The organism is Paenibacillus sp. FSL M8-0142, assembly GCF_038597315.1.
GTDB lineage: Bacteria > Bacillota > Bacilli > Paenibacillales > Paenibacillaceae > Paenibacillus_AQ > Paenibacillus_AQ lactis.
The window spans coordinates 262,552-277,690 of sequence record NZ_CP152008.1 but is presented as its reverse complement, the minus strand read 5'-3'; the positions used below and the strand labels follow the sequence as shown (position 1 = coordinate 277,690).

Genomic DNA, 15,139 nt, shown 5'->3' with positions numbered 1-15,139 from the left:
GCTTTATTTTAAAGAGCCCAGCTCACCGCATAACGGACCATTTTCGGATCACCTGGTTGATGACCTCCGAGAGCAGCAACCCGAGCGCGATCGCGCCCGAGATCATAAAAGCCTGCGCCCCCAGCTGCACGGCCTGATCGAACTGATTCTCCGCCACATGCCGGAGGGCATTGTAAGCAACCCCGCCCGGAACGAGCGGGATGATGCCCGATACGCTGAAGACGATGATGGGGGTCTTGTACTTCTTCGCAAAAAAGTGGCTGATTATCGTGACGCAGAAGGCCGCCACCACCGTGGCCGTCACCGGCTTGACCGCCATATCCTGGAGCAAAATATAGAGCAGCCAGCCCACCATCCCGGCAAAGCCGCATTGCAGCAGCGCTTTCCGCGGCGCGTTGAAGATCATGCCGAAGGCGGCGGAAGCGATAAAGCTCGTCACGAGCTGCTGGATATAAAAGCCGATCACGGCCATCCTCCTCTACTCTATGGATTTTGATTAAAACCACCGATCCGGGATGTCCTACATCCCTCGGCTAGAATGAAAGCGTGAACGCCACACCCGCTCCGATGGCAAACGACGTAACGAAGGCCTCCGCCCCCTTGGACAAGCCCGAAATCAGGTGACCGGCCATCAAATCCCGAATCGCATTCGTGATGAGCAGCCCGGGCACAAGCGGCATAACCGAGCTGATAATGATCGTATCCAGCTCCTGCCCGATCCCGAGATTGACCAGCCATACCGAGACGATGCCAATGACAAGCGCACCCGAAAATTCCGCAAAGAACCGGACCGGAATGACCCGGTGCATCACCACAAAGCATGTAAAACCAAGCCCTCCGGCTACCGCAGCCGGTAGGAAGTCGGCCCAAATGCCGCGGAACATGATCAAGAAGCAGCCGCTGGCGACGGCCGAGAGCAGGATCAGCAGCCAGTTGGGATAGATGGACGGTTCTTGCTCGATCTGCTGAAGAGCCTGATACGCTTCTTCAATCGTCAATTCACCCAGGCTTATTTTTCGCGACACACTGTTGACCTTTTCAATCTTGTCCAAATTCGTGGTCCGGTCGGAAATCCGGATCAAGCGCGTAATATGCTGCGGTTCCTCCACGGAAAAGATGATGCCCGTCGGCGTCATATAGCTGTGGCTGTTCGTAACGCCGAACGAGGCGGCGATCCGCATCATGGTGTCCTCCACCCGGTATGTCTCCGCTCCGCTCTGCAGCATGATTTTTCCTGCCAACAGGCAGACCTTGATGATGTCATGCTCCCGCTTCAATGATTCGTTCAATCCCAATCCTCCTGATGACAGCTTCCGATTCAACACGGTATGCCCCTATTATAGTATCATTGCCTCGATAAAGCATAGGATATGCTTTAAAGCATCGCCGCGGACAACAGACGGGCTTCCACCGCAAGTGCTCGGGGCAGTGTTCGTTTCAATCTCGCACCATGATCTGGTAACTGGAGACTACCCCGGTGGCCTCTAAAAAGAAGTCTTCCCCCGATCACATCTTGACAAATGATTCCATCCTCCATATAATCACCTTAGTTGAATATCCAACGTTGGATATTGGATTCTGGATGATCCCTTATTTTCCGCCCTTATATTACAAGGAGTCTCAATTCATTCGAAAGAAGTGAACGACATGACCAATTTGATTCTGCTCTCATTCCTCCGCCAGCGTCCCATGCACGGATATGAGGTCCAGCAGCTCATTCAGAGCAGCCGCATGGACTTGTGGACGAATATTTTATCCGGCTCGATCTATTACGCGCTGAATAAAATGGAGCAGGACGGCCTCATTGTGGCCACCGCGGAGGAGCGCACCGGCGCCCGGCTTCGTAAAATATACAGCATTACGGACGCGGGGGAAGAGCTGTTCCAGCAGATGATCCGCGAAACGCTGACCCTGCCCCCGCACTCGGTCAAATCGGACTTCTCCCTCGGTCTCATCTGGATCGAGAGCATTCCGAAGCCGGAGGCGCTGGAGCTGCTGGAGCAAAATTTGCGGCAGGTCGAGGAATCGCTCGCCCAGTGGCGTTCAGGCAAGGAGATCAAGGGACAATACGGGCTCTCCAAGATCGCCATGGCCACCTTCGATAACGCCATCTCGCTGCTCGAGCAGGATGCCGCCTTTCTCCGAAACATCATGGACTTATTGCAGGAATAAGTGCCTCAGGATAGCTGCAGTTCAGACTGCGGCTTTCATTTACGGCACATATCCAACATTGGATAAATAACATTGGTTAATATAAGGAGGATGTAGATGATGCATACGAAAACCTTGATTCAAGCCTCGGGATTGACGAAAAGCTACGGCTCCCGCACCGTCGTAGACGGCGTGGATCTGGCTATCCGGGAAGGGGAGGTGCTGGCCATCATCGGGCCGAACGGAGCAGGAAAGTCTACGACGCTGGATCTGGTGCTTCAGCTCCGCCGTCCGGATGCCGGACGCGTGCTGTACTGGACGCAGGAGCCCGCGCGCCATATCGGGCTGCAGCTGCAGTCGACCCCGTTCTTTCCCGGCTTCACCGCGCTCGAGAACCTGCGGATGTTCGCAGCCTTCTACGGCCTGCGTCTCCCGGACTCGGAGCTGATGCGCCAGCTGAGCCGCTGCGGTCTGGAGGAGGCCGCGAGAACCGATGCGCTGCGGCTCTCCGGGGGCCAGCAGAAACGGCTCGCGATCGCGATGGCCCTGGTGCATGATCCGAAGCTGATCGTGCTGGATGAGCCGACGGCCGCACTTGACCCTCGGGCACGCCGGGACATTCGGGAGCTTATTCGCTCATTGGCCGAGTCCGGCGCATCCATCGTCTTCACGTCCCATGACATGGAGGAGGTGCATAAGCTGGCGGGCCGGCTGGTGCTCATCAGCGGTGGAAGGGTCCGGGCCTCCGGCACCCCGGAGGAGCTGCTGGACCGTTACCAGGTCGATAGTCTGGAGGAGCTATACATCCGGCTGACGGATGCGGATCCACAAGCAACGTAAACGAACCTGGCAAGAGAGCGGGGCCGGCTAACGCCCCTCTCTTCTATGGCTCCTCGCGCCGAAACGAAAACCAAAAAGGAGGAATTTCTATGCTTACCATCATGAACACCATGCTGCGGGCACTCTTCCGCGATACCCACACCCTTGTCTGGAACATTGTCTTTCCCATTGCAATGCTGGCGGGGCTAGGGCTTTATTTTAACGACGGAGCTTATTCGTACCGCCTGCTGAGCGGTGTGCTCACGACCAACATCCTGTTCGGAGCAACGATGGTTACGGCCTTTAACGTGATGGCTCAGCGCAACCGGGGCGTCTACAAGCTGCTGCGCGCCACCCCGTTCCGTACCGCCTCGTTCGTAGCTGCGATGACAGGCTCCCGCACCGTGCTGGCGCTCCTCGTCAGTGCATGCGTAACCTTGATGAGCGTTGTGCTCCTTGGAGTGAAGCTGAATCTGCTCAGCTTAGCCCTGATTCTGACCGTCCTGCTGGTCGGTACCGTGTGTTTTACCGCGCTCGGCTTTCTTGCCGCTAATCTCTCAAAAGACGAAGGCAACGTCAACATGATCTCCAACCTGATGAGCTTTCCGATGCTGTTTACCAGCGAGGCTTTCTACTCCCTGAACCATGCTCCGCAATGGGTCGTAACCATCGGTCATCTGCAGCCGTTTCACTATCTGGTGGAGGCCATGGGCATCGCCGTCCAGCCTCAAGGAAATGCTTCCGGCCTCTGGCTGCCGCTCGCCATCCTGATCGGATTTACGATGCTGTGCCTCGTGGCGGCCGTCTTGACCTTTCGCTGGGACGCCGATCAGCCTCCCTTCTGGAAGAAGCGGCAGGCCGGGCAGCAGGCGGCTTCGATGTAATTTTTCGGCGTGCCGCCTCTTGTATAAAAGGCTCCTCTTGCGGTATACTGTACAACAATATCAGCATCAGGCCGATGAAGAGCATCCAACTCGGAGGCGTTTTCGCCAAGGGAACCGGGCAGCCGATTGATTGTAAGGCGCACCGTCCCCTAAGTTAACCGGGTCCGCCCGTTACCGCGGAATCAAGAGGATTGAACGAGGGCCCGCGGCATGTTATACGCGCAGGTACGGTTCAATCAATTTGGGTGGCACCGCGAGCGCATAAGCGTCCCTCGTCCCATATGGACTAGGACGCTTTTTTTATTTTTCAATAGGAAAAGGAGCGCGGTTTACCATGATGGACATGAAATGGATTCGGCAAAGCAAAGAAGCACAGGAGGAATTGCAGCGGGTAGCGGACCAGAAGGGGATCGCCCTGTCGGTAGAAGAGCTGCTCGAGCTGGATGACAAGCGGCGGGCGCTGCTGCTGTCGGTGGAGGAGCTGCGCCAGCAGCGGAACGCGTTATCGGAGGAGATCAGCCTCTTGATGCGTCAGGGCAGCAGAGAAGCGGCCGAGCAAACGAAGCAGCAGGTCAAAACGATCAACGAGCGACTGAGCGTTCAGGAGGCACAATTCCGCGAGGTTGAGGCTATGTATCAGGAACTCCTCCTGCTCATCCCCAATATCGTCTCGCCGGATACGCCGGTCGGGGCTTCGGACCAGGACAACGTGGAGGTCAGACGCGTAGGCGCGCCTCCTGTATTTGATTTTGACTATAAAGACCATGTCACGCTTGGAGAGCTCCACGGCATGATCGACATCCCTCGCGGTGTGAAAACCGCCGGCACCCGGAGCTACTACCTGACGGGCATGGGCGCCCTGCTTCATCGAGCGGTGCAGCAGCTTGCAATCGATATGCTTGTTGAAAAGGGCTTTACCCTGATGGATGTGCCGTTGACCGTACGGACGGAGGCGATGCGAAACACCGCCTTCTTCCCGCTCGGCCAGGATCAGGCATTCCGGATTGCCGAGGAAGACAAATGGCTGGTCGGCACCTCGGAGGTCCCGCTGGTATCGTACTACAGCGGCGAAATCGTCGACGTATCGCAGCCGATCCGCCTGGCGGCCGCATCGATGTGCTTCCGCAGCGAGGTCGGCTCGGGCGGCCGGGACGTCTATGGTCTTTATCGCGTGCACCAGTTCGCGAAGGTCGAGCAGGTCGTATTGTGCGAGGCGAACGCAGAGACGTCGGAACGCCTTCTTCAGGAGATCACGGCCAATGCCGAGGAGCTGCTGGGCAAGCTGGAGCTCCCGTACCGGGTCGTTGCCGTCTGCACCGGCGATATGTCGCAGAAGACGTATAAGCAGTACGACATCGAGACATGGATGCCGAGCCGCGGGGCCTATGGCGAGACCCATTCGTCGTCGAACCTGCTCGACTTCCAGGCCCGGCGCTCGAACATCCGCTACCGGGATGCGGAAGGCAAGCTTCGCCACTGCCACACCTTGAATAACACCGCCGTCGCTTCGCCCCGCATTCTGATCCCGCTGCTGGAGAACCACCAGCTGGCGGACGGCTCGATCCGTATTCCGAAGGCGCTGCAGCCTTATATGAACGGGCTCGAGCGAATTGAAGCTCCGGCTGGCTTCGGCTTGGAGGAGTAAACTATAGATCCAGCGCAGAAAAAAGCAAATTCTGCTTCCCTCTAAGGGAATCGTAATCACGCATAAGAGGTGCCCCATAAGATTAGCAGATCTTGGGGGCACCTCTTTGTATTATGGAGAGAGCTCCCGCGATTCATTCCGCAGTCGCTGCTGCATGACGTTTATCGTCGATGCTTGGACGAGTCGCCATTGGGACTCGTCTCGTTATACTGCCACTCCATAATGGTTACCATTCAAGGCTGTCAACGTCAACCAGCGAAAATATAGCGCTGAATCGCCTTGGCAACGCCGTCCCGCGCATTCGTGTCCGTCTGCGCATCGGCAATCGCCTTCAGCTCCTCATCCGCGTTCCCCATGGCAACGCCAAGTCCGGCAGCCCGGATCAGGCGGTAATCGTTCATGTTATCGCCGATAGCCATCACTTCGCGCATATCGATGCCAAGCCTGCTGCAAATCGTGCGCACGCCTGATTCCTTCGATATACCGCGAGGGGAAATCTCCACATTGACGGCTGCCGAACGGGAAATTTCAATCGTATCGATCTCGGAGGCAAGCTCCCGCAGCTTCGAAATGACCGACAGATCAGGATGATGCATGCCGAATTTCATCCATCGCCGCTCAAACATCTCCTCCGTCCAGTTTTTGCGATTCGTAAGGCTCTCCACGCTGTATCCCCAGAAATGGGCGTCCGCCTCCAGCGCCAGCCGGTGCAGCTGTCGAATTTCTTCCGGCTTCAAAAAATGCCGCTCGCACAGCTGCTCCCTTCCCGTCCACAGCTCGGCTCCGTTCAGCAGTACCATCGGGCCGTTCAATCCCAGACTGTTCCAAAGGTCGATGACGGTCTGCATCCCCCTTCCGGTTGAGAAAATCACCATGACGCCGGAATCAACCGCCTTTTGAATCCAATACCGGGTCGTATCGGTCACGATTCCTTCTTCATTTAACGTCGTGCCGTCCAGATCAAGTGCCAGCATTTTGTAATTTGCCATAGGCCATTCCCCTTGCTCTCCTGGATAATTTAAAGATCTTCTTTTTGAATCGATGTAATGATAAGAAGTTCGTTAACGTCCCTGGCATTCCTTTATATTTTTAGTTTCAAATCTGAGAAAAATCAGCCTCAATCGATCAATCGGAATGTCCGAATCGGATTATCAATAGCTTCGGAGCCTCGTCGGGTCCTGTTTTGGAATCCGCTAACCCGGCAATCATTCCCTTTCATATTTTTCTTATCAATTAACTAGGTATATAATGATGGTTATATAGGGAATCCGGTGACTGGGTATACCATACTTATCCGCGGTCATCCTCGGTGCCCTATCGTCAGGAAGCCAGGATGCCCGTCTCTATATAATCTTGCCGTGCTCTGCACGAAGAAGGAGGCAACCAACATGTCTGAATCCGATCTTCATCATACAGAACCAAGAACGGTGAGCGATATTCCGATCTCGATCCTGGATCTCGCCCCGATTACCGCTGGCAGCACTGCAGCACAGTCGCTCAAAAATACGCTCGACCTCGCCCAGCACGCCGAGCGATGGGGCTACAACCGCTACTGGCTGGCCGAGCACCATAATATGCCGGGCATCGCCAGCTCCGCGACCTCGGTCGTCATCGGCCACGTGGCCGGCGGAACGAACACAATTCGCGTCGGGTCGGGCGGCATTATGCTGCCGAACCATGCGCCGCTGGTCATCGCCGAGCAGTTCGGCACGCTCGAATCGCTCTACCCGGGCCGGATCGATCTCGGGCTCGGCCGGGCGCCGGGCTCGGATCAGCTTACCTCCCGGGCGCTGCGGCGCGGCCCCGGCAGCGATGGGCAGGATTTCCCGGACCGCCTCGGCGAGCTGCGGACCTATTTCAAGCCCATCTCCGGCTCGTCCATGCGGGTCCGGGCAATACCGGGCGAAGGGCTCGACATCCCGATCTGGCTGCTGGGCTCCAGCGGCTTCAGCGCACAGCTGGCGGGACAGCTCGGGCTTCCGTTCTCCTTCGCGAGCCACTTCGCGCCGGATTACCTTATGCCGGCGCTCGATCTGTACCGCTCCACCTTCCGCCCGTCGGAGGAGCTTAGCAAGCCTTACGCGATGATCGGCGTGAACGTCATCTGCGCCGATACCGACGAGGAAGCCCAGCGGCTGGCGACATCGCCGTATCAGCAGTTCCTGAACATCATCCGGGGCCGTACCGGCCAGCTCAGCCCGCCGGTCGACAGCATGGATGATCTGTGGAACCTGCAGGAGCAGGCGATCGTGAAGCGGCAGCTCAGCTTCTCCGCCATCGGCAGCCCGGCTACCGTCCGCGCGCAGCTGGAGGAGTTCCAGCGCATGACTCAAGCGGATGAAATAATTGTAGCCGCCGCGATCTATGATCACAAGGCGCGTCTCCGGTCCTACGAGCTGTTGGCAGACGCCGTCGGCCTGAGTAAGCGCTAAGCGAATCATTCCACTGGATAAAACCTACCCAGCGTTGTTATACGCGGGTAGGTCTTTTTTTAATGCACACGAAATCACACACAAATATGCACGAAAAAGTCATAGAAGGGGCATAATTAATTTAATATAAACCAGCCAGCCATCTTACCATGCCAGGACCACGCCCCGGCGCACAAGGTGAGGTTCCCTTGGTGTATAAAGCCCAAAAAAGCCAGCCCGCCGCTGAATCCGGCTGACTGGCCTTGCATATTGAAACCCTGTGTTACAGCGTCAACCCGCCGTCGATCGTCACGAGCGAGCCCGTCATATAACTGGACCCCGGTGAAGCCATAAACGCAACCACGTTCGCGATTTCGTCGGCCTCGGCCGCACGCCCCATCCGCATGTCAGGGATCTCCTCAGGCACATAGCCGCTCTCTTCGAAGGACTTCGCCACGGCTGCCGTCAACGGTGTCTGCACGCCGCCCGGACAGATCGCGTTCACGCGAATGCCCTTCTTCACATATTCGAGTGCCGCGGATTTCGTCAAGCCGACGACCGCATGCTTGCTTGCCGAATAAGCTCCAGCACTGTGCTCGCTGCGGATGCCCGCCGTCGAAGCCGTATTCAGAATATGGCCGCTGCCCTGCTCTTTCATGACCTTCAGCACGTATTTCATGCCGAGGAAGCAGCCCTTCACATTAACGGACATTTGACGATCGAATTCGCTCTCCTCGATATCATCGAGCATGGAGAACTTCTGTATAATCCCCGCATTGTTGAAGAAAAAGTCAATTCGGCCGTAGGTTTCGACAGCTTTATTTACGTAGTTCTGCACATCCTCGCTCTTGGACACGTCGGCCTGTACGAAAATGCCGTCTCCGCCTTGTTCCTTAATCATACGGAGCGTTTCTTCCCCAGCCTCCTTGTTGAAATCAACCAGGACGACGGCTGCGCCGTTCTTTGCCAGCTTCAGGCTGCTCGCTCTCCCGATTCCGCTGGCCGCGCCGGTGATGACTGCAATCTGTTGATGATCGGACATGGAACAACACTCCCTTTATGAAGATATGAATGAACGCTATATATCAAGGACCAATATTCAATGATCTACAAAAGTCTTCTTAAAATTCCTGGGTACCCGTGTATCTGACAGTGATCCATTCGTTATATCCGATCATGGGACTGACCGAACATGAGAGATCCCCGGTTACTTCGCGTAATATCCGCCGTCGATCGGGAGCTCGATGCCCGTAATGTAAGAGGATTCGTCCGAAGCCAGGAACAAGGCGCCATTCGCGATATCCTCCGGTTTGCCGAGGCGTGGAAGCGGAGTCTGCGATTGGAACCACTGCATCATCTGCTCGTTCTTGAACAGATCGATCGTCATCGGCGTTTCGATGTAACCCGGATGGATCGAGTTGCAGCGGATGTTATGCTGTGCAAAATCGACGGCGGTCGCCTTGGTCAGCATGCGCACGGCGCCTTTGCTTGCGGTGTAAGGTCCCGCGCCGCTGCCGCCCGTCAGGCCGGCTATGGAGGAAATGTTGATGATGGAGCCGCCGCCGGCTTCGATCATATGCGGGATGACGTACTTTTGGCCGAGGAAAATGCTCGTCACGTTAATCGACATCGTCTTCTCCCAGCCTTCAACCGTCAAGTCCATGAACGGGGTTGCGTTCGAGATGCCGGCATTGTTGACCAAAATATCAATCTTGCCGTACTTCCTCACGGTTTCGTCCACGACGCGGATCCAATCTTCCTCCGAAGCGACATTTTGCTTGAAGCCGATGGCTTCGCCGCCGCTGGCTTGGATCTCGGCCACGACCTCCTGGATTTTATCCTCCTGCAAGTCGGTGATCGCTACCTTCGCGCCCTCTTTCGCAAACAACAGGGCATCTGCCTTGCCCATACCGCCGGCCGCACCGGTGATGATCGCTACTTTATTGTCCAGTCTTCCCATATTGGATGACCTCCTGATTGTTATTTGCCGTCCCGATTTCCGGACGGGTTCATCTTGAGCTGGAAATGATCAATCATCTTCGCATAAGCGGAGATCAGCAAATCCAGCTCCTCTTCGGTATAATCGGACCACAATCCTTCGTTCAGCTCCCGGTATTTCTCCACCATGCGGGCTTCCATCTCACGGCCACGTTCCGTGATTCTCAGATAGACCTGCCGCCGGTCGGCTTCGGATGTGACACGTTCAATGAGTCCCTTACTCACCAGCTTGTTGCTAAGATTGGTGATCGAAGGCAAAGTCACGTTCAGCACGCTCGCGAAATAGGAGCTTGTCTGATCGCCTTCATTAGCCAGCGTCTGCAGCACGTAATATTGAGGTCCTGTCAGATCGCTGTCCAGTATTTGGGCATAGCTGGCCACAAGCGTCATCATCTGGCGGGACACCATGTGGGACAGCTGCTCCTTCTTATCCAGCTTTGATCACCCCGATCAGGAATAGTCGAATACATATATCACAATATTAAATAGTTAAAAGCTTTTAACAATCAAATTGTATACCCTTTCACTCCGTTCGTCAACTGTCCCGCAGCTGTATCATATGGGGGCTTTCCCTATTCCTCCCTATTTCATACGACCTCGCTCCCGGCACAAAAAAACCTCTATAAAAAGGCCTTCTAAGTATATCCAGCTGCTCGTCAAATATAATTTCAGGGCGTACAAAAAAAGACACCACCATATGGTGATGTCTCGCTTTACCCTGCCGGCTCCATCCGGGCATTGGCGGTTAGCTTCCGCAGCTGTTCCAGTGTGATCCGGTCCACGAATCTTGAAAATTTCTCTTTCTTCTTACCCTGCTCCTGAAAAATCGCAATCAAGCTCCGTATCATCGGAACAAGCTCCTCTGCTTCCAGGCCGGCATGCAGCTGCTTGGCCAGCAAAGCCTTTAGGCCCCGCGGTTCTCCACCGACATACATATCGTATTTATCCCGCATTTTGATGACGGCGATATCCTTCAGCAGCGGTTCGCTCGTGCCGAGCGCGCAGCCTGCATATCCGATCCTGAGCGGCGAGGGTACCGGATGCCCGGCAATCGCTTCATCGAGCGCCCGGGCTACGTCCAGGCCCGCTTCCTCTGCCCCCCTGCAGAAATGGCAGGCGATCAGACTTTTGGTGACGAATCCGGCAGGGTGAACCTGGAGTCCGGCTGCCCTTAACAGGCGCTGAGCCTCTTCCATCTGTTCCTCCTCCATCTCGACGTACAGCTGCTTGAAGCTGGTCATTTCGATACGGGCATCCTCGCCGACGACGCTGCCCAGGACGGCCAGCTGTTCGGGACGGAACATCGTTCCGCCCACCTCAAACCCTGGCGTTACGGCAAACTTCCGCATACTCATGTGAACACTCCCATTTTGTTCAATTGATCGTATGGCCCCCGCAAACGCTATCTATCTTCAAGCCTTCGATGTCGGGGTTATACTTTCATACGCTGCAAACGGAGGGCATTGAGTACAACCGATACCGAGCTAAGCGCCATTGCCGCCCCGGCGACCCAAGGGGCCAGCAGGCCGATCGCGGCAATCGGAATTCCCAGCGAATTGTAGCCGAGCGCCCAGAACAGGTTTTGGCGGATATTGCTCATCGTTTTGCGGCTCATATAAATAGCGTCCGGAATGCTGTTCAGATCGCCCTTCATGAGGGTAACGTCCGCCGCTTCCATCGCCACGTCGGTTCCCGTACCGATCGCCATGCCGATATCGGCTACGGCCAGAGCAGGAGCATCATTGATGCCGTCGCCGACCATGGCCACTTTCTTGCCCTGCTGCTGAAGCTTCTTCACTTCATCGGCCTTGCCTTCCGGCAGCACTTCAGCCAGAACATGGTCGATGCCGACCTGCTTCGCAATCGCCTGTGCCGTCCGCTCGTTGTCGCCTGTCATCATGATCACTTCAATGCCCATATCCTTCAATCTTGCAACCGCTGCGCGTGAGGTTTCCTTAATCGTATCCGCGACGGCGACGAGTCCGGCATACTTGCCGTCGATCGCTGCCAGCATCGCGGTCTTGCCCTCGGTCTCCAGCTCCGACATCCGGGCGAGAACCGATTCCACCGGGACCTGATGCTTCGCCATCAGCTTGCGCGTTCCGACCAGCACCTCATGGCCGTCCACGCTTGCATAGATACCGTAACCCGGAATCGCTTCGAACTCCTGTGCTGCCGGGAGCGCAATCCCTTTTGCTTCAATTCCGGCTACGATCGCTTCTGCCAGCGGATGCTCCGAGCTCTTCTCGGCAGCGCCGACCAGGCGCAGGAATGCTTCCTCTTCAAAATCATGCGCTTGAACATCGGTCAGCTCCGGTTTGCCCTTGGTTACCGTTCCGGTTTTATCCAGAACAATCGTGTCCATCTTATGCGTCGCTTCCAGATGCTCCCCGCCCTTGAACAGTACGCCAAGCTCTGCCGCACGGCCCGATCCGGCCATAATGGAGGTCGGTGTGGCTAAACCGAGGGCACATGGGCAAGCGATGACGAGGATCGCAATCGCGATTTCAAGCGCATTCGCAAAGTTGCCTGGTGTTACCCAGAAGTACCATATGAGAAAAGCTGCGATTGCAATACCGACCACGATCGGTACGAAAATGCCGGAGATGACATCGGCCACCCGCTGAATCGGCGCCTTCGACCCTTGAGCTTCCTCAACCACCTTGATAATTTGGGCGAGAGCGGTCTCTTTGCCCACCTTGGAGGCCTCGAACTTCAGACGTCCGTTTTTGTTAATCGTAGCTCCGATGACCGTATCTCCGGCCTTCTTCTCGACCGGAATGCTCTCCCCGGTCAGCATGGACTCATCGACCGCCGACATGCCTTCGATCACCCGGCCGTCGACCGGGATCTTCTCTCCCGGCTTAACGACGACGATATCTCCAACCATGACCTGCTCAACCGGTACGGTCGTTTCCTGACCGTCACGGATAACGACCGCCGTTTTGGCCTGCAGACCCATCAGCGTCTTGATCGCTTCCGAGGTTCTGCCCTTGGCCAGGGATTCAAACAGCTTCCCGAGAATGACGAGCGTGATCAAAACGGCACTCGTTTCATAATACATCGCCGGGCCGTGATGCACGCTTCCGCCCGCTGCAGCCCAGTCAATCGTCAGGTACAAGCTGTAGAAATAAGCAGCCGATGTACCGAGAGCTACGAGAACGTCCATGTTGGCGCTCTTGTTGCGAAGGGCTTTATATGCCCCTACATAGAACTGCTTACCGATATAGAACTGAACCGGGGTAGCAAGCGCGAGCTGGAACCATGGGTTCATGAAGAGCTCCGGCATCCAGATCCATGAGGTAAAGGAGAAATGGGTCACCATGGCCCACAGCAGCGGCAGTGACAGGATGGCCGATATGATCAGCTTGCGCTTCTGCTTGGCAATGGCTTCCTTGCGGTGGCTCTCCTGATCAGGCGCCTCCTGCTTGGATACAGCCTGGTACCCCAGCTTTTCTACACGCTGCTGAATGTCGCTGATCGATACTTCCGCAGGGTTAAATTCCACCCGGGCCGTCTCCAGTGCAAAGTTGACATTAGCCTGGGTTACGCCCGGCATCTTGCCGACCACCTTCTCGATCTTCGATGCGCAAGCTGCGCAGTACATGCCAACCAGCTGAAAATCAACGGTTTCCTTTGCCGTGCCATAGCCGAGCTTCTGGATCTTCTCCTCCATCTCCTTGACCGAAACGACCGCCGGATCATAGGTTACGGAGGCCCTCTCCAGCGCAAAGTTCACGTTGGCGTCTTGGACGCCTTCCATTTTGCTTAGCCCCTTCTCAATCCGGTTCGCGCAGGCCGCACATGTCATGCCGGTCAACTGCAGCGATGCCTTCTTCTGCTCTTGAACTGCTCCTGTTCCCATCGTCTTACACCCCTCTTCCGTCGTCTTCAGCCCTTAGGCTACCGTGTACCCCTGTTCTTCGATGATTCCTTTGATATCTTCGAGGCTGAACTTGCCGGCATCATAGTTCACCGATACGGTGCCCGCCTTCAAATCCACGCTCCCGGAAATCCCCTGCTCCTTCAATGCGCCCTCGATCGAATTTACGCAGTGCATGCAGGACATGCCTTCAACTTTCAATGTTACCTGTTCCATTCTTCATCGCTCCTTAATGGTTTATTTAAAATGCTTCGGCCTTTCGATCATTTCATCATTTCGCTGCAGGCCGTTATGACGTGTTGTTTGTGTTTCTGACGTTAGTATACCCCCCTACCCTATATTTAGTCAACAGTGAATTTCATCTTTTTTGAAAAAAATTGTCCGCACCGTAATGATCAGGCTTGCGCCCCTTTACGAGCAGGGCTTGTCCCTTTTATATCTAACATCCTCGAATGAACCTTTTTTTATTCCGAACGTGCTGTAAGGCTAGAGCATTCTTACATTAGGACGGAGCACCGGGCGTAAGGGTCCCTTCGGGGCTTCTAAACTATAAAGCCTGCCGCCCGAAATCGGGCAGCAGGCTCTTTGTTCGTTCGTATGCTGAAGCTGTGCGTTCGATTTGCGAAGGCCAGCTTTTTTCAATATCATTAAGCAGCTTAGCAAGCACGGGACACACCTTGAATTCTTAAACAGGCCCTCGCTTATTTCATCAGTTTGTTCATCGTTGTCAGCAATTCGGTAATGACGTCATCGTCGCCTTCCTGCAGGCGCTCGACCACGCAGCTCTTCATATGGTGCTCCAGCAGCAGCCTGCCCACGCCGTTCAATGCCGATTGAATGGAGGAGATCTGGTTCAATACGTCATCACAATACGTATCCTTCTCAATCAAGCCCTTCACCCCGCGAATTTGCCCCTCGATCCGATTCAATCGGCTAATGAGGTTGTTTTTCGTTTTCTCGGAATGATGGCTTTTCCGCTCACTCGTTACCGCGCAGGCTTCATGTGTATGGCTTTCGGTTGTCATCCCATTCCCCTCCTTCATCATGACCATGGATCTTTTTTCAATCTATTCATATCCATAGTATATCATATAGCCCCCCACCCTATAAAGCCCGAGAATCCGCAGGTCTTTTTTCGATGGAGACACGCCTATTTGGAGACGTCTTTATGTAATCTACCCTTATCATATAACAAAACCTGTGCTTGGTTCATTACGTTATTGTTATAAACCGTCTCTATAATCTTAGTTTATGAAGGCCGGCATCCGTTCATACAGGCTTATGACAGCATCTTCTTTTACATGCCCGCTGTGTACCCCGAATGCAGACACCACTGCACAGATGAACC

At 55.3% G+C, this 15,139-nt stretch carries 15 protein-coding genes; 5 read left to right on the top strand and 10 right to left on the bottom strand.

Going from position 1 to position 15,139, the window contains the following annotated elements; all coding sequences use genetic code 11:
* Positions 1–22: 22 nt before the first annotated feature.
* A complete protein-coding gene (locus tag NSQ46_RS01270; RefSeq protein ID WP_342576125.1) occupies positions 23–472 on the bottom strand; it encodes a threonine/serine exporter family protein in 450 nt (149 codons plus the stop codon).
* A gap of 61 nt (positions 473–533) precedes the next feature.
* Complete coding sequence (locus tag NSQ46_RS01265; protein ID WP_144878589.1) at positions 534–1,289, bottom strand: threonine/serine exporter family protein; 756 nt, start codon at positions 1,287–1,289, stop codon at positions 534–536.
* 358 nt (positions 1,290–1,647) lie between these two features.
* Here NSQ46_RS01265 and NSQ46_RS01260 point away from each other — a divergent pair, with 358 nt between their 5' ends.
* The 4 genes from NSQ46_RS01260 to serS all read left to right on the top strand — a co-directional run bounded on the left by NSQ46_RS01260 (position 1,648) and on the right by serS (position 5,499).
* Entirely contained in the window at positions 1,648–2,172 is a 525-nt protein-coding gene (locus NSQ46_RS01260; RefSeq protein ID WP_144873093.1) for a PadR family transcriptional regulator, read from the top strand.
* 96 nt (positions 2,173–2,268) lie between these two features.
* Positions 2,269–2,991, top strand: coding sequence for an ABC transporter ATP-binding protein (locus NSQ46_RS01255; RefSeq protein WP_260986051.1), 723 nt, complete (start codon positions 2,269–2,271; stop codon positions 2,989–2,991).
* An 89-nt stretch (positions 2,992–3,080) separates the two neighbouring features.
* Positions 3,081–3,854 carry an ABC transporter permease gene (locus NSQ46_RS01250; protein ID WP_251535799.1) on the top strand — a complete coding sequence of 258 codons (774 nt, stop codon included), beginning with the start codon at positions 3,081–3,083 and terminating at the stop codon, positions 3,852–3,854.
* 334 nt (positions 3,855–4,188) lie between these two features.
* The gene (gene serS, locus NSQ46_RS01245; protein ID WP_144873087.1) at positions 4,189–5,499 is read left to right on the top strand and encodes a serine--tRNA ligase; all 1,311 of its coding nucleotides are present in this window, start codon (positions 4,189–4,191) and stop codon (positions 5,497–5,499) included.
* A 248-nt stretch (positions 5,500–5,747) separates the two neighbouring features.
* Here the strand turns inward: serS and NSQ46_RS01240 are convergent, their stop codons facing one another.
* Complete coding sequence (locus NSQ46_RS01240; protein ID WP_144873084.1) at positions 5,748–6,488, bottom strand: Cof-type HAD-IIB family hydrolase; 741 nt, start codon at positions 6,486–6,488, stop codon at positions 5,748–5,750.
* A gap of 399 nt (positions 6,489–6,887) precedes the next feature.
* Here NSQ46_RS01240 and NSQ46_RS01235 point away from each other — a divergent pair, with 399 nt between their 5' ends.
* A complete protein-coding gene (locus NSQ46_RS01235) occupies positions 6,888–7,931 on the top strand; it encodes an LLM class flavin-dependent oxidoreductase (protein WP_210094060.1) in 1,044 nt (347 codons plus the stop codon).
* Positions 7,932–8,193: 262 nt separating this feature from the next.
* Here NSQ46_RS01235 and NSQ46_RS01230 read toward each other — a convergent pair whose 3' ends face one another.
* The 7 genes from NSQ46_RS01230 to NSQ46_RS01200 all read right to left on the bottom strand — a co-directional run bounded on the left by NSQ46_RS01230 (position 8,194) and on the right by NSQ46_RS01200 (position 14,816).
* Positions 8,194–8,952: a glucose 1-dehydrogenase gene (locus tag NSQ46_RS01230; protein WP_251535801.1), complete on the bottom strand. Its 759-nt coding sequence runs from the start codon at positions 8,950–8,952 to the stop codon at positions 8,194–8,196.
* Positions 8,953–9,117: 165 nt separating this feature from the next.
* A complete protein-coding gene (locus tag NSQ46_RS01225) occupies positions 9,118–9,870 on the bottom strand; it encodes a glucose 1-dehydrogenase (RefSeq protein WP_007128950.1) in 753 nt (250 codons plus the stop codon).
* A gap of 20 nt (positions 9,871–9,890) precedes the next feature.
* Positions 9,891–10,316, bottom strand: coding sequence for a MarR family transcriptional regulator (locus tag NSQ46_RS01220; RefSeq protein ID WP_007128951.1), 426 nt, complete (start codon positions 10,314–10,316; stop codon positions 9,891–9,893).
* Positions 10,317–10,621: 305 nt separating this feature from the next.
* Positions 10,622–11,263, bottom strand: coding sequence for a nitrite reductase (locus NSQ46_RS01215; protein ID WP_210094062.1), 642 nt, complete (start codon positions 11,261–11,263; stop codon positions 10,622–10,624).
* Positions 11,264–11,340: 77 nt separating this feature from the next.
* Complete coding sequence (locus NSQ46_RS01210) at positions 11,341–13,773, bottom strand: heavy metal translocating P-type ATPase (protein WP_342576112.1); 2,433 nt, start codon at positions 13,771–13,773, stop codon at positions 11,341–11,343.
* A gap of 33 nt (positions 13,774–13,806) precedes the next feature.
* The gene (locus NSQ46_RS01205) at positions 13,807–14,007 is read right to left on the bottom strand and encodes a cation transporter (protein ID WP_007128954.1); all 201 of its coding nucleotides are present in this window, start codon (positions 14,005–14,007) and stop codon (positions 13,807–13,809) included.
* A gap of 485 nt (positions 14,008–14,492) precedes the next feature.
* On the bottom strand, positions 14,493–14,816 hold the full coding sequence (locus NSQ46_RS01200; protein ID WP_007128955.1) for a metal-sensitive transcriptional regulator: 324 nt from the start codon (positions 14,814–14,816) through the stop codon (positions 14,493–14,495).
* Between the last annotated feature and the right edge of the window lie 323 nt (positions 14,817–15,139).